Genomic DNA, 23,528 nt, shown 5'->3' on the forward strand with positions numbered 1-23,528 from the left:
AGCAAGTAGCCATGGGAACCGGTTCTAAAGTTTTCTACGCTATCGGCACATTCCTTGCGTTGATGTCGGTGTTCTACATCCTGTCCACCACGTGGATCGGCGAGGATGCATACCTGTTCGGTCTTGAGTGGGTTGGCGCTGTCGGCCTAGTGCTCGCCACCGTGTTGTCCTTCATGATGGGCGGCTACCTCCACATCGCCGAATCTCGCATGGACATCGTCCCCGAGGACTGGGAAGAGGCCGAGATTGAGGACGGCGCTGGCGTGCTGGGCTTCTTCTCTCCGAGCTCCATCTGGCCGTTCGCGATGGCCGGCTCGATCCTGTTCTTCGGCCTGGGTATTGCTTTCTGGCAGCTGTGGCTAATTGCCATCGGCGGCGTAATGCTCATCTGGACGACTACCCAGTTGAACCTGCAGTACGGCATCCCGCGCGAGAAGCACTAGAGACCGTGCGTTGCCCGGCCGCCTTCGCCGGGCATCAACCTTCCCCCGCCACGCAAAATGGTGGGGGATTTTGCTGTTTCTGCCCGAGGGGGTGGCCCACCTGCTCCGGGGGTCAATCGAAAGTTGTGGCCCTGAAAGAGGTAGTTCCCCACAGTGTGAGATGGGGCACAGGCGGGAACTTTCTGATGATGGGGGTGGCGGTGGCTGGACAACCGCCTCGTCGGGGTGCAATTTTGCGGAAAGCACGCGTTACCCGAGATGTCGGGCGATGACCTGCAAAAATATCCGTCGTAAATCGTGCGAAATAGTTCCCGGGAATTGCAGAAAACTTTTTTGTTGTTTCCAATGTCTTGGATGTGCAGGTGGATGACACTCTCACAGGAAAATCGCGGGGGTAAGTGAGATGAATATCAGAACCCGATAGGGGATAATCACATTCGTGACGACCGCAGTTAATAACCAAGACATGGCGACACCGCAGAATCGTGTCCCCGTGCTGAACCGCCCCAATATGGTCAGCGTGGGCACGATTGCGTTCCTCGCCCAAGAGTTGATGTTCTTTGCCGGCTTGTTCGCGATGTACTTCACCTCGCGTGCAAACGGCCTCGCAGCCGGTGACTGGGAGAACCAGACCGCCCACTTGAACGTGATGTTCGGCCTGATCATCACGATCGTGCTGGTGGCCTCGTCCTTCACGTCGCAGTTCGGCGTGTTCGCAGCCGAAAGGGGTGACGTCTTCGGCCTGCGCAAGTGGTTCGCAGTAACCATTGGTCTCGGCGTGATCTTCCTTGGCCTCGTTGCATATGAGTGGGCTGAGATGGCCACGCACGGTGTGACCCCGCAAGCCAGCTCGTACGGCTCGGTGTTCTACATCATCCCCGGCTTCCACATGCTGCACGTGACCGCCGGCATCATCGCCTTCGTCGTTGTGCTGTTGCGCGTTGCGAAGTCGAAGTTCACCCCGGCGCAGGCAACTGCGGCGATGGTGACCTCTTACTACTGGCACTTCGTCGATGCCATCTGGATCGGCGTGTTCATCACTCTGTACCTCGTTCAGTAGGGCCGACAGGGCTTCGGCCTTTTCACGGACAGTTACTGATAAGCAGCTCAAAGGGAACACAATGGAAAACTCACCCAACAAGAAGCGTCGCGCACGCAAGACGCAGCGCACCGTCGCCGGTGCTGCCGCGTTGACGCTCGGCCTCACCGGTGCGGGTCTCCTGGCTTCGGCGCTGACCCCGAACACACAGGTTGCGTCCGCACAACGTGATGATCAGGCAATGATCCAGGAAGGCAAGGACATATACGATGTCGCCTGCATCACCTGCCACGGCGCCAACCTCCAGGGCGTAGAGGGCCGCGGCCCGTCGCTCATCGGTACCGGCGAGGGCGCCGTGTACTTCCAGGTCAACTCCGGCCGCATGCCGATGATGTCCAATGACGCGCAGGCGGAGCGTAAGCGCCCGCGCTACACCGAGTCCCAGGCTCTGGCGCTCGCCGCGTACGTCGCGGCGAACGGCGGCGGCCCGGAGTTGGTGTACAACCCGGACGGCTCCCTCGCAATGGAGGAGCTGCGCGGCAAGGGCTACAACGGCAAGATCCAGGAAGGCGACGTGGCCCGCGGCAGCGAGCTGTTCCGCCTGAACTGCGCGTCCTGCCACAACTTCACTGGCCGCGGCGGCGCGCTGTCCTCCGGTAAGTACGCGCCGACGCTGGACCCTGCGAACGAGCAGGAGATCTACCAGGCGATGCTCACCGGCCCGCAGAATATGCCGAAGTTCTCGGACCGGCAGCTCTCCGCGGACGAGAAGAAGGACATCATCGCCTTCATCAAGTCCTCCAAGGAAACTCCGAGCCCGGGCGGCTGGGGCCTCGGCGGCCTCGGCCCGGTCTCTGAAGGTATGGCGATGTGGATCATCGGCATCACCCTTGTCGCTGCAGCTGCTATGTGGATGGGATCCCGCTCATGAGTGAACTGAAGAAGAATTACACGACTGAAGAGCTAGACCGCATGAGCAATGCGGAGCTGGCTGCACTCGGCACGGAACTCGACGACGTCACCGTCGCGTACCGCAAGGAGCGCTTCCCGGTTGAGAACGATCCGCGCGAGAAGGCTGCTGAGCGCGGCATCAACATCTGGCTCACGATTTCGATCATCTGCGGCCTGGCGTTTTTGGGCGTGTACCTGTTCTGGCCGTGGGAGCCGAAGTTCCACGGTGACGAGGGCCTGTGGACGTACACCATGTACACCCCGTTGCTCGGCCTCACCGCAGGTCTCGGCCTGGCTTCGCTGGGTATTGCCATCACGCAGTACGTGAAGAAGTTCATCCCCGAGGAGATCTCGGTGCAGGTGCGCCACGACGGCCGCTCGAGCGAGCTGGACCGCCGCACGACCACCGCTCTGCTGAACGACGCGTGGGAAACCTCCACGTTCGGCCGCCGCAAGGCGATGAAGGGTCTGCTGGGCACCGCAGGTGTGCTCACCGGCCTGATGATCATCGCGCCGCTGGGCGGCATCATCAAGGATCCGTGGCGCCCGCGCCACGCCCTGAACTACCACGGCGACGGCACGCTGTGGACGCACGGCTGGACCATCCAGGACCAGGGTGTGAAGGTCTACTTGGGCCGCGACACCGGTGCGATCGCCGAGCTGCACGAGGGTGTGGCCGGCTCGCACTACAGCACCGCTGGCGTCTCGCGTCTTGTTCGCATGCGCCCAGAGGATCTGGCAGCTGCCGCCATGGAGACGGTCTTCCCCCTCTACCCGGACGACGTCAACGACGGCGACAACTACGACCCGGCCCGCGACGTGTATGAAAACCACATGCACTCCATCCACGGCCCGCGCAACGCCGTGATGCTCATCCGCCTGCGCTCGCAGGACGCGAAGCGTGTCACCGAGCGCGAGGGCCAGGAGGACTTCCACTACGGCGACTACTACGCCTACTCCAAAATCTGCACGCACATCGGTTGCCCGACCTCGCTGTACGAGGCGCAGACCAACCGCATTCTGTGCCCGTGCCACCAGTCGCAGTTCGACGCGCTGCAGTACGGCAAGCCGATCTTCGGTCCGGCCGCCCGTGCTCTGCCGCAGCTGCCTGTGACTGTTGACGAAGACGGTTACCTCATCGCTAACGGCAACTTCAACGAGCCCGTTGGCCCGGCATTCTGGGAGCGTCAGTCCTAATGAGTACGAAACTTGCAAAAGCCGCGGACAACGTTGATTCGCGCTACACGATCTCGGGCGTGCTGCGCCCGCAGTTGAACAAGGTTTTCCCCAGCCACTGGTCCTTCATGCTCGGTGAGATGGCGCTCTACAGCTTCATCATCTTGCTGCTGACCGGTACTTACCTTGCCCTGTTCTTTGACCCGTCGATCACCAAGGTGATCTACGACGGTGCGTACCTGCCGCTGAACGGTGTCGAGATGTCCCGTGCGTACGCAACTGCACTTGATATCTCCTTCGACGTCCGCGGTGGCCTCTTTGTCCGCCAGATGCACCACTGGGCCGCGCTGATGTTCATGATGGCGATGTTCGCCCACATGATGCGCGTGTTCTTCACCGGTGCGTTCCGCCGCCCGCGTGAGGCGAACTGGCTGATCGGTGTGACCCTGGTGCTGCTCGGCATGATCGAGGGCTTCATGGGCTACTCCCTGCCGGACGACCTGCTCTCCGGCGTGGGTCTGCGCATTATGTCGGCGATCATCCTGTCGATGCCGATCATCGGCACGTGGATTCACTGGGCGCTGTTCGGCGGCGACTTCCCGTCCGACCTCATGCTGGACCGTTTCTACATTCTGCACGTGCTGATCCTGCCGGGCATCATTCTGGCGCTCGTCGCGGCGCACCTCTTGCTCGTTTGGTTCCAGAAGCACACGCAGTTCCCGGGTCCGGGCCGTACGGAGAACAACGTCGTCGGTATCCGCATCCTCCCGGTGTTCGCGCTGAAGGCTATCGGCTTCATGATGATCACCTTCGCGGTGCTCGCTGCGATGGCTGGTCTGACGACTATCAACGCGATTTGGAACCTGGGCCCATACAACCCGTCGCAGGTCTCCGCTGGTTCGCAGCCGGATATCTACATGCTGTGGACTGACGGTGCCGCGCGTGTCATGCCGGCGTGGGAGCTCTACATCGGCTCCTACACCATCCCGGGCGCGTTCTGGGTGGTCCTGATGGCCCTGATCATGGTGATCCTGCTGATCTCGTACCCGTTCATCGAGAAGTCTGTCACTGGCGACGACGCCCACCACAACCTGCTGCAGCGCCCGCGCGACGTGCCGGTGCGTACCGGCATCGGTGTCATGGCCCTGACCTTCTTCCTGCTGCTCACCATCTCGGGCGGTAACGACCACGTGGCACACTTCTTCCAGATCTCGCTGAACGCGATGACCTGGGTCGGCCGCATCGGCCTGATCGTGCTGCCGCCGCTCGCGTTCTTCATCACTTACCGCCTCTGCATCGGCCTGCAGCGTTCGGACCGCGAGGTGCTGGAGCACGGTATCGAGACCGGCGTGATCAAGCGCCTGCCGAACGGTGCGTTCGTCGAGATTCACCAGCCGCTCGGCCCGGTGGACGAGCACGGCCACCCGGTGCCGCTGGAGTACGGCGGTGCACGCGTGCCGAAGCAGCTCAACCAGCTCGGCTTCGCCGACTCTGAGACCGTGGGTAAGTTCGCCCCGGCGGAGATCGGTGTCACGGAGCGTGTCCGCGACGCGCAGGAGCAGTACCACCATGAAGAGGTGGAGACGCTGCGTGCGCTCGAGGAGAGCAAGGATCGCACAGACCGCGATGCGACCCGCGAGAACAGCCACTAGCTGACAGCGTCAAGGCAGAGAGTCCCTTCCCAATCGGGAAGGGACTTTTTTAATAACAAATTGGTGAAATCGCCAGATGTGTCAAAGGTCACAGAAGTCAAATATCGGCAATGTATATAGCATTTGGGCGGTAACGAGATCGTCGATAAGCAAGTGCAAAGTGCCAGGTTGTAGGCTAAATGCCGCACGTTTCGCATATCGACGCCTGCCTGCGGGTGCCGACTTTTCGAGTGGGACTGCGGCCTGCTCCCGTTGGTAACGGATGAATAACGGCGTGGCGGCTGGACACCGTTGTTGCCGTTTCGTAACCTGTTCGAGACATTGCGACAACAGCCGTTGGAAGCATGTACCGAAACAACATATTGCCGCTACCTCAAGCACCGTCTCGCACCCGCGGGCGATGGGAGAGGGGCCGGGGAACCGTAGTGGGAATCGCTCCCCGTGGGGTTGGGATCGTTCTCAAGATTCAGCCCGACAGCTAACCCGGTTGGCGAAGAGAAGATATGGAGAGACTTACAGTGGCCAAGCACCGTCGCCAGACCAACACCGCAGCACGTACTGCAGCAGCGACCACCGCACTTGTCGCAGGCGCAACCCTGATCGCGCCGACCACCGCTACCGCCGCCGAGGTTCGGGTTCCCAACACCCCGATCTCCGTGCAGGTGCCGGGTATTGAGACCGTTCCGGGCATCGCCGCCATCCCGGGCATCGAGGCATGGATCCCGTCGCTGAAGGGCGTCTCCGCTGAGGGCGACATTCGCGCGGCTATCGCAAGCGTGAAAGCTATCCCGGGTGTGCAGAACGTTCCGGGCTTCAACGACTTCATCGCAAACGTTGAGCGCCAGCTCCTGCCGGCTCCGGCTCCGGTTGCCCAGTACTCCGCTCCGGCGCCGAAGCCAGCACCGGCTCCGAAGCCTGTGGGCCAGCGCATCGTTGAGATCGCTCAGTCCAAGATCGGCTCCCCGTACGTCTACGGTGCCGCGGGTCCCGACGCCTTCGACTGCTCTGGCTTTACCTCCTGGGTTTACGCTCAGGCGGGCAAATCCATCCCGCGTACCTCCCAGGCCCAGGCTAGTGCTGGCCAGTCCGTGCCGCTGAGCCAGATTCAGCCGGGTGACATCGTTGCCTACTACGGTGGCGCTTCCCACGTTGCCATCTACGCTGGCAACGGCCAGATTATCGACGCGCTTAACTCCGGTATTCCGGTTGGCTACCGCGACCTGCACATGATGCCGATTCACTCCGTGGTTCGCTTCTAGGCAGCGAGGCACTCGACGCCTTCGCTTGATGCGCTCCGCCTCAGGGCGGGGCGCATTTTCATACCCATTCACGGCGGGGATTGTGTAACTTTTGTAATCATTCTTAACAGCAATGTGCACATTCCCCAGCGGTTTCAACCGGGCGGAAATAACTGTTTGTCACAGGCTGATAACGGGCTATAGTTACACCGTTCTTTTCGTTGCATGGGCGCACACGTCCATTTGAGACAAAGAGGTTTTTAGTGGGTAAGCACTCCCTTCACACTTCCCGCTCCACGCGTGGTGGGGCAATCGCAGCCCTTGCCGCACTGGCTGCGGTGGGCACGTCTTTCGCCGCCCCGGCGAACGCGGACGAGGTGGACCAGCTGATTGACGAGATGGACAAGATCTCGCATGAGGCCACTGCGAAGATGGAGGAGATTAAGGGCCTCGAGGACAAAATCGGCGCTTCGCAGCGCAAGATTGACGATGCGAACCGACGTGCGGACGAGGCGAAGACTGAGCTGGCCGAGATCCGCGGCGTGAGCGATGCTCAGCGTCGCAATGTCGGCGACATCGCCCAATCGCGTTACCGCCTGCCGAAGAGTGAAGCGGTGCTTACCACCCTGGACTCCGGTAATCCGCAGGAGGCCATCGACCGCTCTGCCTACCTCGGTTCGCTGAGCAGAAACGCGGAGCGAGCGCTCGCGGACCTGGAGGGCGCGAACAAGCTCGCAGCGGAGAAGGCGTCGGCGGCTTCCATCGCCGTTGCAGAAGCGCAGTTCACCCGCAATGAGCTGGAATCCCAGCGGGCGAAGCTTGAGAGCGAGCGGGCCGACCTGGATGGCCGTGTACGCGACATCGAGGCTCGCGTGGACGCGTTGAGCGAGGAGGGCCGCCAGCGCTGGGTGAACAAGGATAACCCGATCAACCTTGCGTCGGCTGACCTGCCTGGCGTGGATTCGGGCATCGTCGCCGCAGCAATGGCGCAGATCGGAAAGCCGTACGGCTGGGGCTCGGCCGGGCCGGACGCATTCGACTGCTCGGGTTTGATGGTGTGGGCCTATGCCCAGAACGGCATTGGCATCCCGCGCACGTCGCAGGCGCAGCTTGCGGGTGGCACCCCGGTGCCGCTGGATCAGCTGCAGCCGGGCGACATCATTGGCTACTACCCGGGTGTCACGCACGTGGGCATGTACATCGGCGACGGAATGGTGGTGCACTCCTCGGACTACGGCATTCCGATCCAGGTTGTCCCGGCGAACTCCATGCCTATTCAGGGCGCTGTGCGCTACTAGGAGAACTTCGCGCAGTTGGCCACGCTGCTTGTTACCAACGATTTCCCGCCCACTGTGGGCGGGATTCAGTCGTACTTGCGGGATTTCGCAGATGAAGTAGTTGCGCGACAAGGGCCGGACGCGCTCGTGGTGTACGCCTCCACCCAGGACGAGGAGGCGGCGCGGGCGTGGGACGCGCAGCAGCCCTACACCATCATCCGTTCGCCGCATCGCGTGCTGCTACCAACTCGTGGCGTTGCGCGGGAGATGTCGCGCCTGATTCGCGAGCACAGCATCGATACAGTCTGGTTCGGCGCCGCGGCTCCCCTCGCGGTGATGGGGGCGCGGGCGAAGCGCGCCGGCGCCCGGCGGGTGGTGGCTACGACGCACGGGCACGAAGTGGGATGGTCGATGCTTCCCGTCGCCCGCCAGGTTCTGGGTGCGATCGGGCGCAGTGCAGATGCTGTGACTTTCATTTCGCGCTACACACTGCGCAGGTTCAGCCGAGCGTTTGGTAGCCAACCGGAGTATGTGCCGTTGCCGTCTGGGGTAGATACGGAGTTTTTCCGCCCAGCAACGGCGACGCAACGCGCCGAGACCCGCGAAGCGCTTGGTGTGGGGGATGCGCCGCTTGTGGTGTGCACATCCCGGCTCGTGGCGCGCAAAGGCCAGGACGCGTTGATTAAGGCACTTCCGCAGATTCGTGGCGCCGTGCCGGGAACGCAACTGGTCATTGTTGGCAGTGGCCCGTACGAAAAGACCTTGCGCCGTCTCGCCGTGGGGCAGGATGGTGTGGTGTTCACGGGCCCGGTCGATCGCGTGTATCTGCGCGATATTGTCGCGGCCGCAGACGTGTTCGCCATGCCTGCGCGCACTCGCGGCGGCGGCTTGGACGTTGAGGGGCTAGGCATTGTGTATCTCGAGGCGCAGGCCTGCGGTGTGCCGGTGGTGGCGGGTGATTCCGGCGGCGCGCCTGAGACAGTCACGGCCGAAACCGGGGTGGTGGTTAATGGTCGCGACGTTGATGCACTGAGCGAGGCGGTTTCGCAGTTGCTTATCGACGCTAACCGCCGCCGCGAAATGGGCACCGCCGGCCGAGTCCACGTGGCTCAGCATTTCTCCTGGGACGTACTCGGGCAGCGGTGCGTGGAGGTACTGCAAGGGCGCGCAGGCTAGACTTCTGCCTCATGGTTGAGATGGAACGTGGCCTGACCGTCGGCTTCGATATCGGTGGCACGAACGCTCGTGCCGCGGTTGTAGATGCCGAAGGCGCGATTATCGACGCTCGCCACACCGCCACCCCGCACGACGGCCCGGCGCTCACCCGCACGATTGTGGACACGGTGGCCAGGATCCGTGAGGACTACGACATCGACGCGGTCGGCGTGGCGCTTGCGGGCTTTCTGGACCCGGAATGCGAGGTGGTGCGTTTCGCCCCGCACTTGGCGTGGCGCGATGATGAGCCGTTGCGTCGGGAGCTGCAGGACGCGATCGGGCTTCCGGTGCGCCTGGAGCACGACGCGAATGCGGCCGCGTGGGGCGAATACAAGTATGGCGCTGCCCGCGAGATGGATACGTGGGTGTTTTTCGCGGTGGGGACAGGCATCGGCGCGACGTTGATGCACGAAGGCGAGATTTACCGGGGTGCGTTCGGCACCGCCCCGGAGTTCGGCCACATCACGGTGGTTCCCGGTGGTCGTGTGTGCTCCTGCGGCAAGCAGGGGTGCCTGGAGCGCTACGCGTCCGGCACGTCGTTGGTCGACTGCGCTATCGACAAGGCGACCAAGGGCGGATACCGCCACAGTGGCCTGTACCGCGCTGTGGTGGAGAAGCGGGCGACCGGGCACGACATCATGAACGCCGCGCGCGAAGGCGACGAGCTCGGGCTCGCCGCGGTGGACAGCTTCGCTACTTGGCTGGGGCGCGGATTTGCCATCGTCGCGGATGTTCTAGACCCCGCGCACATTGTGCTCGGTGGCGGGCTCTCGGAGGACGCGGACCTGTTCCTCACCCACGCGGTGGCATCAATGGAAGAAAACATCGTGGGCTCGCAGTATCGACCGCACCCGCAGATCCATTGCGCGGAGTTGGGGCCTCGGGCGGGTATGATCGGGGTCGCTGATTTAGCCCGCGGGGCCGAGGACCAGAAGAGGACTTAAACGATGGAAAACAAGTGGTATTCCTTCTTCAAGGCGCTTGGCTCCCCGCCGCTAATGTTGCTCAACCGCCCGCGAATCGAAGGCGCGAAGCATATCCCGGAGGAGGGCGGGGCGATTCTTGCCTCGAATCACCAGGCTGTGGCGGACTCGTTTTACTTACCAATGATGGTGCGCCGCCAGATCACCTTTCCGGCGAAGAAGGAGTACTTCACCACGCCTGGCCTGAAAGGGCGCGTGCAGAAATTCTTCTTCTCATCGGTAGGCCAGATCCCTATCGATAGGGAAAGCAAGGATGCTGCGGGCAACCTGCAGAATGCTGCGGCTGAGGTGCTCGAACGCGGTGACCTGTTCGGGATTTATCCGGAGGGCACACGCTCGCCGGACGGGCGGGTGTACAAGGGCCGCACCGGCATGGCGCGTATCGCGATGGCCACGGGAGCGCCCGTGCTGTTGGTGGGCATGATCGACTCGGGCAGGGCGAACCCGATCGGCACTACGCTTATCCGCCCAGTGCAGGTGCGCATCAAAATTTCGGAACCGATTGACCCGCACGGTTGGGCGGCCGAACACGGCTATGACCCAGATTCGCGCGAGGTCATGCGCCCGTTTACCGATTACTGCATGCACCGCCTGGCGGAGATGGTGGACACCGAGTACGTCGACGTGTACGCCTCGGAGGTAAAGAAATCGCTTGAAGAAACCGGCGCATACCCGCCGGGCGCGGAACCAGAAGGGAAGTAAGCGCGCAGATGGAGAAGTCGCTTGTCACCCGAATTGCCTTGGTGTGCGTAGTCGTCGCGCTCTACCTGGTGGCCAGTCAGACCGGCTGGCAGCCGAAACTGGTCGGCCCGCTCGCTGTCGCTGCCGTCGCGGTGATCATGTTCTGGCCGAAGCGCAAGGATGACGCGGAAGGGTCCAAGGTGCCGTCGAGAAGCGAAATGCTGCGTGACATCCGCGAAGAGCAACAGCGGTAGCATGCGGTACTTCTACGACACCGAATTCATCGAGGACGGCTCGACGATCGAGCTGGTGTCCATCGGCATCGTGGCCGAGGACGGGCGCGAATACTACGCGGTGTCCAACGAATTCGACGCGTCGCGGGCGAATAATTGGGTGCGCGAGCACGTGCTGACGAAGCTGCCGCGCACCGACCACCCCGCGTGGAAGGCACCTGCGCAGATCCGCGACGAGGTCTTCGCCTTCTTCACTGCCTCGCGCACCAAACCAGAGTTGTGGGCGTGGGTTGGGGCCTACGACCACGTGGTGCTTGCCCAGCTGTGGGGCGACATGTCAGGCCTGCCGGTGGAGCTGCCGCGCTACACCCGGGAGTTGAAGCAGTACTGGGAAATGGCGGGGCGGCCGCGGCTGCCGAAAGTGCCTGAGGACAACCACGACGCGCTCGTGGACGCGAGACACAACCTGCGGAAGTTCCGTGTGTGCGTCGAGGCGCTGCCGCTCGACCGAAAAGGCGGCGTGAAGGCTTCGGCGAAGCATTCAGTAAAACCCCAGTAGTGCGCCAGTAGTGCGCCAGTAATGCGAGGGTGAAACTTAGGCGGGAATCGCCAGTCATGCTTATACTTGCCGGGTGAGTTGGACAATTGATATCCCCAAGGAAGTCCTGCCTGATCTCCCGCCGCTGCCGGGTGACCTCAACGAGCAGTTCCAGGACGCCATTGCCCGCGATGCGAAGCAGCAGCCCAGCTGGGACCCGGTGCAGGCCGAGTACGTGCGCAAAATCCTCGAATCTGTGCCGCCGGTGGTGCTTGCACCTGAGGTCGAGGGGCTGAAGAACCACCTCGCCGACGTGGCGAACGGTAAGGCGTTCCTGCTGCAGGGCGGCGACTGTGCTGAGACGTTCGAGTCCAACACCGAGCCCCACATCAGGGCGAATGTGCGCACCCTGCTGCAGATGGCGGCGGTGCTTACGTATGGCGCGTCCATGCCGGTGGTAAAGCTTGCACGTATCGCCGGTCAGTATGCGAAACCGCGTTCCTCCGACCTGGACGGCAACGGGCTGCCGAACTACCGCGGCGACATTGTAAACGGTGTGGAGCCGGATGAGCAGTCCCGTCGCCACGACCCGGCGCGTATGGTGCGCGCTTACGCGAACTCGTCGGCGGCGATGAACCTTGTGCGTGCTCTGGTGTCTTCGGGCACTGCGGACCTGCACAACATCGACAACTGGAACAAGGAGTTTGTCACCAACTCTCCGGCTGGCGCGCGCTACGAGGCGCTGTCGCGCGAGATTACGCGCTCGCTAGCGTTCATGGACGCCTGTGGGGTCAACGACGATCACCTGCGCACCTCCAACGTGTATGCCTCGCACGAAGCGCTGCTGCGCGATTACGAGCGTGGCATGCTGCGTCTGGCCACCGACTCGAACGGCGAGACGAAGCTCTACGACTTGTCGGCGCACCAGCTGTGGATCGGGGAGCGCACTCGCGGCATCGACGACTTCCACGTGAACTTCGCGGCGCTGATTAACAACCCGATCGGCATCAAGCTGGGCCCGACCACCACCCCGGACGAGGCTGTGGCGTACGCCGAGAAGCTCGACCCGGAGCGCATCCCGGGCCGACTCACCATGGTGATCCGCATGGGCCAGGACAACGTCCGCGACGTCCTGCCGGGCATCGTGAAGAAGGTGGAGGCCTCCGGCCACAAGGTGATCTGGCAGTCCGACCCGATGCACGGCAACACGTTCACCGCGTCGAACGGCTACAAGACCCGCCACTTCGACAAGATTTTGGACGAAGTGCAGGGCTTCTTCGAGGTGCACCGCGCGCTGGGTACGCACCCGGGTGGCATTCACATCGAGCTCACCGGCGAGAATGTCACCGAGTGCCTCGGTGGCGCACAGGACATCACCGACGTGGACCTGCCGGGCCGCTACGAGTCCGCGTGCGACCCGCGACTGAACACCGAGCAGGCGCTCGAGCTGTCGTTCCTCGTCGCGGAGATGCTGCGATACTAACGGGTACTCACGGCCACTCGCGCTGAGAGAGCCGCAGGTTACGTAGGCACGATGATCTGCGGGATCTCTCCGTGCATGCCGGAGCCGAACCACCACGCACCGACGGCCACCGCGCCCACCACAGCCAGCGCGAAGAGGATGTAGAGCATTAGTCCGAATCCGGAGCGGTTGCTCACCGGTTTCGGCGGGGTAGTCGCGGGCGCCTCCGGCAGGTGCATCGGCGGCTCGTAGCCACGCGGGGCGGCCGCGGGGGCCTGCTTTATGGCGGGCTGCCGTGTGGCGGGCTGCCCCGCGGGTACCGGGGCCGGGACTGGGGCGGGGGCCGCGCCGGGTTGCGCCGCGGGCCACTGCGATTGCGCGGGTTTTTCGTGCACCCGCGGTTCGGCTCGTCCGGCGGGGGAGAGGCGCGTCGGCGCGTCGTCACCGGCTGCGTCGAACTCGGGCTCGCCGGGGAAGAGACGGCGCTCGGCAGCGCGGGTAGACCCTGATGCGCCACCGCTGCTGGAGCTGACAAGCCCGAAGTTGGTTGGGTGCTCCGCAGCCCGGTTCGCAGCCGCATTGTGCGGGGCGGGCACGACGTAGGCAGGCAGGCCGAGGTCTGCGGCGACGTCGTCGAGGGCAGCGAGGAATTCGGCCGCGTCGTGGAAGCGGGCGTGCGGGTCGCGGGAGGTGGCGGTGGCCACGAGCTCGTCGAAAAGCTTCGGCACCCCCTCAATCATCGCGGACGGCGCCGGTACATCCATGCGCAGGCGTGCGGTGGCGTGCGCGATAGGCGTCTCGCCGGAAAACGGCGTGTGGCCGGTGAGGAGTTCGAAGAGCACCACGCCCGCGGAGTAGACGTCGCTAGCTTGAGTGATCGGGCTGCCGTCGACCTGCTCTGGGGAGAGGTAGGCGACGGTGCCCACAATCTGGTCGGTCGACGCCGTGGTTTCGGCGGCGGCGCGCACCAGGCCGAAGTCGGAGAGTTTCACCCGGTTATCGCCGTCGATGAGGATATTGTCCGGTTTGATGTCGCGGTGCACCATGCCTTTCGCGTGCGCCACGGACAGTCCCGTGAGCATCCCGCGCATCACTGCAGCAGCGGCGTGCGGCGGCATGGGGCCACGCTCGGCGAGCAGTTCGCGCAGGGTACCGCCGGTGATGAGCTCCATGACCAAAAACACCTGGTCGCCCTGCGCGGAGAAGTCGTAGACATTGACCAGGTTGGGGTGAGAAAGTTGCGCCATCGCGCGTGCTTCGCGACGAAAGCGGTCCCGGAAGACCGCGTCATGCACGTACTGCTCGTGCATCACCTTGGCCGCGACCTCCCGCCCGAGGCGCGCGTCTACACACCGGTACACCGTAGCCATGCCGCCGCGTGCAATGGCTCGGTCAATGACGTACCTGTCGTCGAGGTACGTGCCGGGTGGGAGTGTCGCCATAGCCCTAAGGGTAGAATTACGCGACGTGAGTGCACAAACGAATCTTGAGCAATTGCTTGCCGACGAAACCCTGCTTGCCCTCCCCGACGTTGCTGAAACGCTCGGCGTTCCGGTGACCAAAGTGCACGACTACGTAGGCGCGCGCAAGCTCGTGATGTACAAAACGGGCGGCAAAAAATTCATCCCAGCCGCGCTGTTGGGAGAGGACGGTTTGAGCAAGTTCGTCTCCGGGGCGATCACGGTGCTTTCCGACGGCGGCTACGACGACGAAGAAATCCTCGCGTTCCTGTTCACCGCCGACGATTCGTTGCCGGGGCGCCCGGTGGATGCCCTGCACGGCCAGAAGGCGCGCGAGGTTATCCGGCGCGCGCAGGCGATGGCGCTGTAGTGGCGTCGCGCTCCTGCACCCACTTCACCGCGGCGACAGCTGCGATGCCTGCGACCGCGAGGAACCACAGGTCGTATAGGCGGTGATTGCCGCCGCCGTCGAAGGCGAGCGCGACCACCACGCTCACCCCGATGAGCAGGTTGACTACCCAGGCAGGTGGGCGGAACGTGCCCGCGAGCGAGAGAATCGATGCGTAGTACCACGGCAGTGTCACCGCGTTCGCCACGAACGCCACCCCGTAGGCGGCGGTGGCGCCAGCGAGGCCGCGCGCGCCGTAGTCCTCGCCACGACGGGGCCGCATGAGCCACCACACCGCCACGAGGCCAGCGAGCATCAGCACGCTGAACACCGTGCGGGTCACTCCAAGCGCGGTGTTGTAGGCGAGGTCCGGCGCGAAAAGCTGCATGAGCGGGGTGAGCAGTTCCGCCGCCAGCGTGGGCCCGGCCAGCGGGTTGATTACCTTCGAGTTGCCGGTGATTTCCGCCAGCCATCCCCACGACGCGCCGCTGACCCACGTGACCAGCTGGATCACAGCGGCAGTTACCGCCACTGACCAGGCGCCTGCGACGAGGAATCGGGCCGGGCGCAGTGTTTTAGCCACCATCATCCACACCACAAACGGCAAAGCCACGGCCGCAGTGGCTTTCAGCGACACCGCGAGCGCGATGAGCACCATGCCGGGTGTGAACCACTCAAGGCGCAGGCAGGCGTAGAGGCCAACGCACACCAGGCCCACCATCACGGCCTCGTTGTGCATGCCGCCGATGAGGTGCAGAAGCATTACGGGGTTCGCGGCGCCTATCCACAGGGCGAGAGCCGGGTCGCCGCCGACGGCGCTGGCGATACGGGGCACCGACCACACAATCAACGCGAATCCCGCCAGCGCGATGAGCCGGTAGATCACTAGCCCTGCGGTGACATTGTCGCCCACCAGCGTGGTTACCGCCTTGCCGAGTCCAAGGTGGAGCGGGCCGTACGGGGTGGTGGTGTTGCGCCAATCGTGCGAGACCTCCCAGAGGTATGGGCCGGGGTTCTCGGCGGCGCCTTGGGTGTAGGGGTCGAAGCCATCGCGAAGCATCGCTCCTTGCATGAGGTAGGAGTACACGTCACGCGACAAAATGGGGGCGCTCAGCGCAAGCGGCGCCGCCCACGCCCACGTTGCCCGGCGCAACTCAGTCTGCGTCGGGCGGGCGCGCCAGAGCCACAGCCAGGCAAACACCAGGGCCACAATCCCCACGGTCAGTGCGATAGAAAATAGCGCGCGCCCGTGACCGTAGGTAAGGTGCTCCAACCCAGCTGCGCGCATGAGGCCGCCGCGGTAACGCGTCGCGCCGGCACCAAAGGAACCCACCGCAATGAGCGCGCTCGCGATGACACCCAGCCACACCGGTGAGGAAAGGGGAGAAGGCGCCCGCATCACATTTGCCGGTCTGTCGCCTTGCGCGCTAGCGCGGTCAGCGCTTCTGTGACGGGGGCATCTAACCCATCAAGGTACGCCAGGCCAGAGCGAGTGAGCTCCGAGATGCGCGCCTCCACGGCGTCTTCCGCACCGCTTTCCCGGATGATCTCGGCGAGACGGGCCAGCGTATCCGGGTCGTCGGTCGCCCCGATGCCGGCGCGCAGCTCTTCGGCCTCCGGCGCATCGCCGAGCAGTTCCAGCGCGGTGGCGTAGAGCACCGTGCGCTTTCCCTCCCGCAGGTCGTCCCCGGCAGGCTTACCGGTCACCGCCGGGTCACCGAATACGCCAAGGAGATCGTCGCGAAGCTGGAATGCAACGCCGATATCGCGGCCGTAGCCTCGGAACGCCGCAGTGGTGTCCGCGTCGGCGCCTGCCAACGTGGCACCGAGGTGCAGCGGCCGCTCGACAGTGTACGCAGCAGTTTTGAACCGATTGACCCGGTTGGCCATCTCCTTCGACTCGCTGCCGCGGCCCTCCAGGGCGATGTCGAGGAGTTGGCCACCGATAACCTCGGTCCGCATACCCACCCACGGTTCGGCGGCACGCTCGAGCGCGGCAGCCGAGACCCCGGAGTAGCGCCACATGTCCTCTGCCCAGGCGAGGGCGAGATCGCCGAGCAGGATCGCGGTGTTTACGCCGTACACGGAGGCGTCGCCAAGCAACTGCTCCTGCTTATGCTGGTGCTCGACGGCGCGGTGCACCGTTGGATTACCGCGGCGGGTGTCTGAGGTGTCGATGATGTCGTCGTGTATCAGCGCGCAAGCCTGGATGAGCTCGAGGGAGCTAAGTGCCCGCATGACCGCCTCGGGGTCCTCGCCGCTGCGTTGTGCACCTCCCGCGCCGATGAAGCCGGCCCAGCCGTACCGGGGGCGAACGCGCTTGCCGCCGCCCATCACGAAAGCTCGCAGGTGCGCGACCGCCTGCGCCACAGGCTCGCCGATCTCGCGCACCCGTGGTTCGTGCTCGTCGAAGAATTGAGCAAGATGCTTCTCGACGGCCTCCGGCACCGCCGCCAAATCCATCATCAAGCCGGCATCCGTTCCAGCACCCGATCTAGCACCCGATCCAGCCACGTATGCGCTCCTTGGTTACCTCGGCGAAGTGTTGCCCAAAACCCTACTGCCCCGCGTCACGTAAATCGTCTCCGCCCGCCGTGTCCATATTTTGAGCCACAACGTCGAGTGCGAGGATGGCGAACGGTCGCGCGTCCCCGTCGTAGTGGAAGTGCCGCACTAAATCTTCAAAGCCGAACTTGCGGTAGAGCGAAAACGCGTTGTTTGCCTCTCCGTCGACCTCCGGGGTGGAAAGGAGTGCCCAGCGGGCCGGGACGCCCCGCAGCAACTCGCGCAGCAAATGCGTACCAATGCCTTTGCCCTGGTAAGCGGGCGAGACGTGTACTTCGGCAACCTCAAAGTAATCGGCCAGCATCGTGGTGTGCTGTGTAGTAAGACCGCCGTTTTGTCGCAGCGCCTTCACTAACTGGCGGTCCCACCAACGTTCCCGTGCCCCGAGGAAACCGTAGGCCACGCCCACTACAGCGCCGTTGTACACCGCCGCCACAGCAGTAAACCCGGGCCACGCAACCTCTCCGCGCCACACGCGGATGCGTTGTTGACGGATGGCGGGGGAGTACTCCATTGCCTCCATATAGATATCGACAAGCGTCGGCACGAGCATCAAAAACTCGGGCTTTGTCAATCGGCGAATCTCTACGGGCATTCCTTCATTGAACTACGTCGACGGGGTGCATGGGTGAGTTTCGGTCCTGTATCCACGGGTTCGCACAAGTGTTTGACATTGTGGCCTTCCGTGTCGAACGGCTGTTTTAGGGTGTGGGCAATTACAGGAAAGGGGAAGATGAAATGGGAAGCATAGTTTCCGCCACTACTGGAAAGGCCTACGGTGTCGCGGCCACGTCGTCTCGCGCAGACGCGTTCCTCGATGCGGCTGAAGTTCTCCTCGTGCAGGCGCAAGAGGATTTCGCGGCAGGCCGGTACGATCTCGCGATGGAGAACGCATATCGCGCCGCGCTGCGGACTGCGGGAGCGTACTGCGCCGGGTCCGCAGAAATCCGCAAACGCAAGCGCTTGCCCACCAACGCATGGAAGAAGCTTGCGTTGGCAGGTAAAGAAGGCGAGGCGTGGTCTCGTACATTTTCCGCATTCTCTGCGCTGCGCGGCCGCGTGGCCTCCGGTATTGAGCTCGATCCGGAAGCAGATGTGGTGGGTGAGCTGCTGGGCAACGCCGAGGCGTTCTACCGTGAACTGCGCCCAGAGGCGGTATCTGGCGTGGCGTAACTCCCGCGGCCATGTCGGCGGGCCGGAAAACTCGGCTATAGGGGATTGGGAACAAAGTGGGTAGCATGTCCGTTAGACCGGTAACGCACCCCATGTTCCAACCGTGACGTTGAGAGGTATCAGTGGCCCTATCTGAGCAGGAAATGCGCGCGCTGCGCGAGATTGAGCAGTCGCTGCTGGCGGAGGATCCGAAGTTTGGTAGCTCCGTCGAGCGCGAAGTCGGCTATGGCCCGTCCGCGCAGACGGGCAAACTGACCATGCGCAGTGTGGCGCTTGTGGTGCTTGGCATTGTCCTGCTCCTTGCCGGTGTGGCGCTCGCGTCCTGGAACATGTGGACCGTGGTGATCAGCATCATCGGCTTCGGTGTCATGCTTGCTGGCGGCATCATGGCGCTTCGCACCCCGGCGTCTGAGGGGCCAGCGAAACGGCAGAACCCCAACGCCGGAAAGCAGCGCTCGCAGCGCAGCGTGTCAATGGAAGAAAGCTTCCGCCGCCGCTTCGAAGACCGCCAGTAGCGGGTTAAACGACAAAATGTGTGTCTAGAATCAGCGATTTATGTGTCCTGACCTCTAGCGTTGCTGGAAATATATGCTTGCTGGGCTTATATCTGTCCTCTGAGCCGTAAATCCTCGGTGTGGTGCCGGTGATGTGCTACGGGCCGGTGGTGGCATTAACCAATGCCAAAGAACCGACCCCGCTGCAGCGTGTGCGGCGGCGAAATGAAACGTAACGGACGCACCACAGCACACCGGGCGAGGTGGCGCTGCAAAACCTGCGGCGCCTCCACCACAAAACGACGCCCAGACATCTCAAACAAGACCGCTTTTGATGCCTTCATCGCCCACGTCACCAGTGGTGAAAGCTTGGAAACCACTGCCGATAAACTCGGCTACCGCCCGCGCACCCTACAACGCAGGTTTGAACCGTTCTGGCTTATCGACGTGCCTGATCCCACCATCGGACACGACGGGCGTATCTACGACCAGATCTTCATCGACGGCACCTACACCGCCAGCGGGTGCCTCATCGTGGCCGCCACATTGGATCACGTCATCGCCTGGCACTGGTGCAAACACGAAACCACCCACGCCTACCAACAACTCCTCGAGCGCATCCCCGCACCCTTAATCGCTGTCATCGACGGCGGACAAGGCGCAGCCAGCGCCATCAAGACATGCTGGCCTGACACCAAAATCCAACGCTGTCTCGTTCACGCCCAACGCGTCGTGCGCCGCTACACCACATCACGACCGCGCACCGAAGCAGGACGAGCGATCTACCAACTCGCGCTCAACCTCACCAAAATCACCACCTTGGATCAAGCAGCTCAATGGGGTGTGCAACTACATGAGTTCGGAAACGTCTACCGCGCCTGGATGGATCAAAAGACGCTGACCAAAGACCCGAAAACCGGCGCGTGGACACGCGAGTGGACACACGCCAACGTGCGCAAGGCCTACAACAGTCTCAACCACCTCTGGCGCAACCAACTGCTGTTCGTCTACCTCGACCCACCCGACAGTGTGCTCGATGTCAGCCGGATCAAATCGACCACCAACAGCCTGGAAGGCGGCATCAACGCCCAACTGAAACTGCTGGCCCGCACCCACCGCGGCAGATCCGGGGAGCATCAGCGTCGGATGCTGGAGTGGTGGCTGTATCTGAAAACGGAACTGCCTGACGATCCTGTTGAGATCGCCAGGCAGTCCAACTGGGGCCAGGACCAACTCGCCAAAGTATCCACCCTGACCCACAACGAGAACCAAGCCGACCACGAAACCGGACGACCAGCCCTCTACGACAACGCTATCGACACCAACTACACACACTCAATCGGCATCCGAAAAGGCCACATCTAACCCCGCGACACGCCGGAGTCAGACACACATTTTGTCGTTTAACCCCCAGTAGCAGCGTCCCCCTCTTAGTTTCAGCCTCCCCGTACTGCGGGGAGGCTTCTTGTATGTGAGCCCCGCTCCCTTATGTCCTTTGCAATGGTCCCAAATGTCGAGCTGTGAAGTGGCATCATGCCACCGTCCGGACGTCGGTTACGGGGTTTGTCCGGCGAAGCGGGCCAAAGGTCGTCAGATCTGTCCGGTCAGCCACTCAATTGGATCGATCTTCCCGTGCGTTCCCCGCAGGCCCCACTTCGCCCCACCTGCACGCCCCACTTCGTCCCACGGGGCCGCGAAACGGCGCAATCGGTCCCTGTTACCTGGGTAAACACTGCACCGTAGTTTCATTCGTTGCACGTTGTGCGGTGCGGTATGTGAGTGACTCAAGGGGATTTTGTGGCTCTGATTTACTTAAGTGGCTATTTTCTCATGGCTCTGCACCGCTTCGCCCCACCGATAAAAGCGCAATCTACCTGCTGTGATACAAAAGAAATCGGGAAAGTTGACGTGCAGTGTGGCGTTTGTGGGGGAAAGTGGGTTAAAGTGGGGCACAGCGGAGAGACGTGGTGCGCATCTTGACTACGTGCGTACGACGGATCGAAGCCGAGAAATTTCATAGCCGTAGTCAGAACGCAGAAGGAAGGTAGGTCGCCGGATGTTTCTGGGAACCTACACTCCCAAGCTGGACGACAAAGGTCGCCTGACACTGCCCGCTAAGTTCCGCGAGGAGCTGGCGGACGGGTTGATGGTGACCAAGGGGCAGGATCACTCGCTCGCGGTGTACCCGCGCGATGAGTTCGCCGCTCGCGCCCGCAAGGCCGCGGCGGCATCCCGCACCAACCCGAAGGCGCGCGCGTTCATCCGAAATCTGGCTGCCAGTGCGGATGAGCAGACGCTGGACGGATCTGGCCGCATCACCCTGTCCCCGGCGCACCGCGAGTACGCAAACCTGTCCAAGGAATGCGTGGTCATCGGTTCCGTGGATTTTCTCGAGATCTGGGACCTCGAGTCCTGGGAAAAGTATCAAGAAGAAACCGAAGCCGCGTTTTCCGCGGCGGACGACGACGACATTCTCTCCGGCCTGCTGTAGGGCTGACTACCCGACTGGCAGGCATGACTCACGGAGAGCGTGTACGAACTCTGTCCGGGGTGTGAAGCTTCTCTGGTGTACTTCCCCGACATCAGATAAGCCGCCCCGGGCAGGGCTCTATGCGCTCCCCATCCGTTTAGGGATAGCGCACGCAAGCGCCAGTGACAGCCGAATACGCAAAGGGGGTGGCCCCACATGCAGCAACACACGCACGCTGAAGACCCTCACGGTCACGTGCCGGTGATGCGCGAGCGCATGGCGGAGCTGCTCGCGCCGGCTGTGGAGCGCTTCGGGGGCAATGCAGTGCTTATCGACGGAACCCTGGGTGCCGGCGGCCACACCGAGTACTTCCTCACCACTTTCCCGGACGCGAGGGTCATCGGCATCGACCGGGACCCGATGGCATTAGAGCAGGCTTCCCAGCGTCTCGCGCCGTTCGGCGACCGATTTGCAGGTGTGCAGACCCGGTTCGACAACGTCTGTGAGGCCGTCGATAGTGGCGAGGGCGACATCTTCGACACTGCTCGCGAACATGGAGTCACTGGCGCGCTGTTCGACCTGGGCGTGTCCTCTATGCAGCTCGACCAGGAGGACCGCGGGTTCGCTTACCGCGGCGATGCGCCGCTGGATATGCGAATGGACCCCACCCAGGGCATTACTGCGGCTGAGGTGCTTAACACGTATTCACACGGTGAGCTGGCGCGGATTCTGAAGACGTACGGCGACGAGCGTTTCGCGGGCAAGATCGCCTCGGCTGTCGTGCGCGAGCGTGAGACAGAACCGTTTGACCGGGCGGCACGTTTGGTGGAGCTACTCTACGACACCATTCCGGCGGCCACGCGACGCACTGGCGGGCACCCGGCAAAGCGCACGTTTCAAGCGTTGCGCATCGAGGTGAACCGCGAGCTTGAGGCGGTGGAGAACGTCGTTCCCGCAATTGCTTCGCTTCTCGGGGTTGGTGGCCGCGCGGTGTTCATGAGCTACCAGTCGCTGGAAGACAAGATTGTGAAGTCCGCGTTCGCAGAACTCACTGCTTCCAAAACTCCGCAAGGGCTGCCGATGGAGCTGCCCGGAGCCGAGCCGTCTTTCCAGCTCATCACGCGTGGGGCCGAAAAGGCGTCCGAGGCAGAAATTGCACGAAACTCCCGAGCCGCGCCGGTGCGGGTACGGGGCATTGAAAAACTTCGCGATATAAAAGATTTGAATTCTTAAAAGGACGGACACCATGGCAGCACGAGACGCACGCGCGGGATCCCGCGCCACCACGCTGACTCGCGATAGCCGCGCCACGCGTACCACGCGCACGCCCCGCCGCTCGCAGCCGCAGCAGCCGGGGATTAAGCCGCACGTGCCCCACACGAAGGCACCGGCTGCCCGCGGGCGGCTTGGGTCGCAGCAGGTGGTTTCTGTCCGCGGCCGCCGCGTATCAACTGCTGCCACGGCCTCGAAGTTCTCCGCGGTGTCGTCCGTGGCGTTGCCGCTGCTCATCGTGGGTATCATCGCCGCGATGGTGCTCTCGGGCATCGCTACGGCACAGACGTTTACTATTCAGAAGCTGCAGTCCCAGGAGCGCGAGCTGGTCAACGAAGTGGAGTCGCTTTCCCGCGATTTGGAAGACCGCCGCTCAGCTGCGCGTATCGCGCAGTACGCCGAGGACTCCGGGATGGTTGTGGCGCCCGAGCCGGGAATTATGGCTGTGGATGAGCAAGGCCGCGCGGAGGAGCGTCGTCCGTTCAACCCTGATTCTGTGGTGAAGCTGGTGGACGTCAACGGCGAGCCGACCCGCAGCGGTCGCGCCACCTCCGACGAGGCCGCCACCCGCGAGCTGGGTGATTCGCTCACCCAACGCCCCGGTGGCAACGTGCTGGGAGGCCAGCCGCCGGCGGGCCAGGAACAGCCGCAGATTGCCAACCTCGCCCCGTACCAGCCGAACGTCGCCGCGCCCCGCTAGGGCATGCGTGAAAGCCTGAGGCGAAAACTACTCCTTGCAGTGTGGCGCAACCGGCGAAACACGTGCAGCGGGGCATGATGGGATGGAAATTGTGCGAAACTAGGGAGGAGAGCAGGGC

Annotated in this window: 24 protein-coding genes; 20 read left to right on the forward strand and 4 right to left on the reverse strand. The window is 63.1% G+C overall.

What is annotated here, in order from left to right; translation table 11 throughout:
• Positions 1-11: 11 nt before the first annotated feature.
• From HWX32_RS03340 to HWX32_RS03400, 13 genes are all read left to right on the forward strand, one after another.
• On the forward strand, positions 12-443 hold the full coding sequence (locus HWX32_RS03340; protein ID WP_075469291.1) for a cytochrome c oxidase subunit 4: 432 nt from the start codon (positions 12-14) through the stop codon (positions 441-443).
• A 439-nt stretch (positions 444-882) separates the two neighbouring features.
• Complete coding sequence (locus HWX32_RS03345; RefSeq protein ID WP_175934704.1) at positions 883-1,503, forward strand: heme-copper oxidase subunit III; 621 nt, start codon at positions 883-885, stop codon at positions 1,501-1,503.
• A 61-nt stretch (positions 1,504-1,564) separates the two neighbouring features.
• Positions 1,565-2,413: a cytochrome c gene (locus tag HWX32_RS03350; RefSeq protein ID WP_175934705.1), complete on the forward strand. Its 849-nt coding sequence runs from the start codon at positions 1,565-1,567 to the stop codon at positions 2,411-2,413.
• Positions 2,410-3,630: a ubiquinol-cytochrome c reductase iron-sulfur subunit gene (locus tag HWX32_RS03355; RefSeq protein ID WP_175934706.1), complete on the forward strand. Its 1,221-nt coding sequence runs from the start codon at positions 2,410-2,412 to the stop codon at positions 3,628-3,630. Before HWX32_RS03350 ends, HWX32_RS03355 begins: the two co-directional genes overlap by 4 nt.
• The gene (locus HWX32_RS03360; RefSeq protein WP_075469295.1) at positions 3,630-5,261 is read left to right on the forward strand and encodes a cytochrome bc complex cytochrome b subunit; all 1,632 of its coding nucleotides are present in this window, start codon (positions 3,630-3,632) and stop codon (positions 5,259-5,261) included. The genes HWX32_RS03355 and HWX32_RS03360 overlap by 1 nt, the downstream gene beginning before the upstream one ends.
• 518 nt (positions 5,262-5,779) lie before the next feature.
• Entirely contained in the window at positions 5,780-6,520 is a 741-nt protein-coding gene (locus HWX32_RS03365) for a C40 family peptidase (protein ID WP_175935018.1), read from the forward strand.
• A 242-nt stretch (positions 6,521-6,762) separates the two neighbouring features.
• Positions 6,763-7,797, forward strand: coding sequence for a C40 family peptidase (locus tag HWX32_RS03370; RefSeq protein WP_254868248.1), 1,035 nt, complete (start codon positions 6,763-6,765; stop codon positions 7,795-7,797).
• A 15-nt stretch (positions 7,798-7,812) separates the two neighbouring features.
• Positions 7,813-8,952, forward strand: a complete 1,140-nt coding sequence (locus HWX32_RS03375; protein ID WP_175934707.1) for a glycosyltransferase family 4 protein — start codon at positions 7,813-7,815, stop codon at positions 8,950-8,952.
• A gap of 11 nt (positions 8,953-8,963) precedes the next feature.
• Positions 8,964-9,935: an ROK family protein gene (locus HWX32_RS03380; protein ID WP_175934708.1), complete on the forward strand. Its 972-nt coding sequence runs from the start codon at positions 8,964-8,966 to the stop codon at positions 9,933-9,935.
• A gap of 3 nt (positions 9,936-9,938) precedes the next feature.
• Positions 9,939-10,676 (forward strand): 1-acyl-sn-glycerol-3-phosphate acyltransferase, encoded by a 738-nt coding sequence (locus HWX32_RS03385; protein ID WP_075469300.1) that lies wholly within the window; start codon positions 9,939-9,941, stop codon positions 10,674-10,676.
• 8 nt (positions 10,677-10,684) lie between these two features.
• Positions 10,685-10,909, forward strand: coding sequence for a hypothetical protein (locus HWX32_RS03390; RefSeq protein ID WP_175934709.1), 225 nt, complete (start codon positions 10,685-10,687; stop codon positions 10,907-10,909).
• Between the two features lies 1 nt (position 10,910).
• Complete coding sequence (locus tag HWX32_RS03395; protein ID WP_175934710.1) at positions 10,911-11,447, forward strand: polyadenylate-specific 3'-exoribonuclease AS; 537 nt, start codon at positions 10,911-10,913, stop codon at positions 11,445-11,447.
• Between the two features lie 73 nt (positions 11,448-11,520).
• On the forward strand, positions 11,521-12,909 hold the full coding sequence (locus tag HWX32_RS03400; protein WP_175934711.1) for a class II 3-deoxy-7-phosphoheptulonate synthase: 1,389 nt from the start codon (positions 11,521-11,523) through the stop codon (positions 12,907-12,909).
• Between the two features lie 38 nt (positions 12,910-12,947).
• On the opposite strand, the gene HWX32_RS03405 is transcribed toward HWX32_RS03400, so the two are convergent.
• Entirely contained in the window at positions 12,948-14,330 is a 1,383-nt protein-coding gene (locus tag HWX32_RS03405; RefSeq protein ID WP_175934712.1) for a protein kinase, read from the reverse strand.
• Positions 14,331-14,355: 25 nt separating this feature from the next.
• Here HWX32_RS03405 and HWX32_RS03410 point away from each other — a divergent pair, with 25 nt between their 5' ends.
• Complete coding sequence (locus tag HWX32_RS03410; RefSeq protein WP_121509126.1) at positions 14,356-14,718, forward strand: Rv2175c family DNA-binding protein; 363 nt, start codon at positions 14,356-14,358, stop codon at positions 14,716-14,718.
• Here the strand turns inward: HWX32_RS03410 and HWX32_RS03415 are convergent.
• The 3 genes from HWX32_RS03415 to HWX32_RS03425 form a co-directional block, all read right to left on the reverse strand.
• The gene (locus HWX32_RS03415) at positions 14,687-16,135 is read right to left on the reverse strand and encodes an alpha-(1->6)-mannopyranosyltransferase A (protein WP_175935020.1); all 1,449 of its coding nucleotides are present in this window, start codon (positions 16,133-16,135) and stop codon (positions 14,687-14,689) included. The genes HWX32_RS03410 and HWX32_RS03415 overlap by 32 nt on opposite strands.
• The gene (locus tag HWX32_RS03420; protein ID WP_175935021.1) at positions 16,135-17,202 is read right to left on the reverse strand and encodes a polyprenyl synthetase family protein; all 1,068 of its coding nucleotides are present in this window, start codon (positions 17,200-17,202) and stop codon (positions 16,135-16,137) included. Before HWX32_RS03420 ends, HWX32_RS03415 begins: the two co-directional genes overlap by 1 nt.
• A gap of 91 nt (positions 17,203-17,293) precedes the next feature.
• Positions 17,294-17,896, reverse strand: a complete 603-nt coding sequence (locus HWX32_RS03425) for a GNAT family N-acetyltransferase (RefSeq protein WP_175934713.1) — start codon at positions 17,894-17,896, stop codon at positions 17,294-17,296.
• Positions 17,897-18,039: 143 nt separating this feature from the next.
• Between HWX32_RS03425 and HWX32_RS03430 the strand changes: the two genes are divergently transcribed.
• The 6 genes from HWX32_RS03430 to HWX32_RS03455 all read left to right on the forward strand — a co-directional run bounded on the left by HWX32_RS03430 (position 18,040) and on the right by HWX32_RS03455 (position 23,410).
• Complete coding sequence (locus HWX32_RS03430; protein ID WP_175934714.1) at positions 18,040-18,474, forward strand: SAV_6107 family HEPN domain-containing protein; 435 nt, start codon at positions 18,040-18,042, stop codon at positions 18,472-18,474.
• Between the two features lie 122 nt (positions 18,475-18,596).
• Positions 18,597-18,989 carry a DUF3040 domain-containing protein gene (locus HWX32_RS03435; RefSeq protein ID WP_175934715.1) on the forward strand — a complete coding sequence of 131 codons (393 nt, stop codon included), beginning with the start codon at positions 18,597-18,599 and terminating at the stop codon, positions 18,987-18,989.
• Positions 18,990-19,151: 162 nt separating this feature from the next.
• Positions 19,152-20,333: an IS1249 family transposase gene (locus tag HWX32_RS03440; RefSeq protein ID WP_175934716.1), complete on the forward strand. Its 1,182-nt coding sequence runs from the start codon at positions 19,152-19,154 to the stop codon at positions 20,331-20,333.
• A gap of 691 nt (positions 20,334-21,024) precedes the next feature.
• Positions 21,025-21,459, forward strand: coding sequence for a division/cell wall cluster transcriptional repressor MraZ (gene mraZ / locus HWX32_RS03445; RefSeq protein ID WP_075469310.1), 435 nt, complete (start codon positions 21,025-21,027; stop codon positions 21,457-21,459).
• Between the two features lie 195 nt (positions 21,460-21,654).
• A complete protein-coding gene (gene rsmH, locus HWX32_RS03450) occupies positions 21,655-22,671 on the forward strand; it encodes a 16S rRNA (cytosine(1402)-N(4))-methyltransferase RsmH (RefSeq protein ID WP_175934717.1) in 1,017 nt (338 codons plus the stop codon).
• 13 nt (positions 22,672-22,684) lie between these two features.
• Positions 22,685-23,410, forward strand: coding sequence for a hypothetical protein (locus tag HWX32_RS03455; protein ID WP_175934718.1), 726 nt, complete (start codon positions 22,685-22,687; stop codon positions 23,408-23,410).
• The last annotated feature ends 118 nt before the right edge of the window (positions 23,411-23,528 follow it).

Origin of the sequence: Corynebacterium sp. Marseille-P4321 (genome assembly GCF_903645305.1) — a bacterium.
In the GTDB taxonomy this organism is placed as follows: Bacteria; Actinomycetota; Actinomycetes; order Mycobacteriales; family Mycobacteriaceae; genus Corynebacterium.

Coding starts and splice junctions, on each gene's coding strand:
- HWX32_RS03340 (WP_075469291.1), top strand. CDS start 12: ATGGGAACCGGTTCTAAAGTTTTCTACGCTATCGGCACATTCCTTGCG.
- HWX32_RS03350 (WP_175934705.1), top strand. CDS start 1,565: ATGGAAAACTCACCCAACAAGAAGCGTCGCGCACGCAAGACGCAGCGC.
- HWX32_RS03355 (WP_175934706.1), top strand. CDS start 2,410: ATGAGTGAACTGAAGAAGAATTACACGACTGAAGAGCTAGACCGCATG.
- HWX32_RS03360 (WP_075469295.1), top strand. CDS start 3,630: ATGAGTACGAAACTTGCAAAAGCCGCGGACAACGTTGATTCGCGCTAC.
- HWX32_RS03380 (WP_175934708.1), top strand. CDS start 8,964: ATGGTTGAGATGGAACGTGGCCTGACCGTCGGCTTCGATATCGGTGGC.
- HWX32_RS03385 (WP_075469300.1), top strand. CDS start 9,939: ATGGAAAACAAGTGGTATTCCTTCTTCAAGGCGCTTGGCTCCCCGCCG.
- HWX32_RS03390 (WP_175934709.1), top strand. CDS start 10,685: ATGGAGAAGTCGCTTGTCACCCGAATTGCCTTGGTGTGCGTAGTCGTC.
- HWX32_RS03395 (WP_175934710.1), top strand. CDS start 10,911: ATGCGGTACTTCTACGACACCGAATTCATCGAGGACGGCTCGACGATC.
- HWX32_RS03405 (WP_175934712.1), bottom strand. CDS start 14,330: ATGGCGACACTCCCACCCGGCACGTACCTCGACGACAGGTACGTCATT.
- HWX32_RS03415 (WP_175935020.1), bottom strand. CDS start 16,135: ATGCGGGCGCCTTCTCCCCTTTCCTCACCGGTGTGGCTGGGTGTCATC.
- HWX32_RS03420 (WP_175935021.1), bottom strand. CDS start 17,202: ATGATGGATTTGGCGGCGGTGCCGGAGGCCGTCGAGAAGCATCTTGCT.
- HWX32_RS03425 (WP_175934713.1), bottom strand. CDS start 17,896: ATGCCCGTAGAGATTCGCCGATTGACAAAGCCCGAGTTTTTGATGCTC.
- HWX32_RS03430 (WP_175934714.1), top strand. CDS start 18,040: ATGGGAAGCATAGTTTCCGCCACTACTGGAAAGGCCTACGGTGTCGCG.
- HWX32_RS03440 (WP_175934716.1), top strand. CDS start 19,152: ATGCCAAAGAACCGACCCCGCTGCAGCGTGTGCGGCGGCGAAATGAAA.
- mraZ (WP_075469310.1), top strand. CDS start 21,025: ATGTTTCTGGGAACCTACACTCCCAAGCTGGACGACAAAGGTCGCCTG.
- rsmH (WP_175934717.1), top strand. CDS start 21,655: ATGCAGCAACACACGCACGCTGAAGACCCTCACGGTCACGTGCCGGTG.
- HWX32_RS03455 (WP_175934718.1), top strand. CDS start 22,685: ATGGCAGCACGAGACGCACGCGCGGGATCCCGCGCCACCACGCTGACT.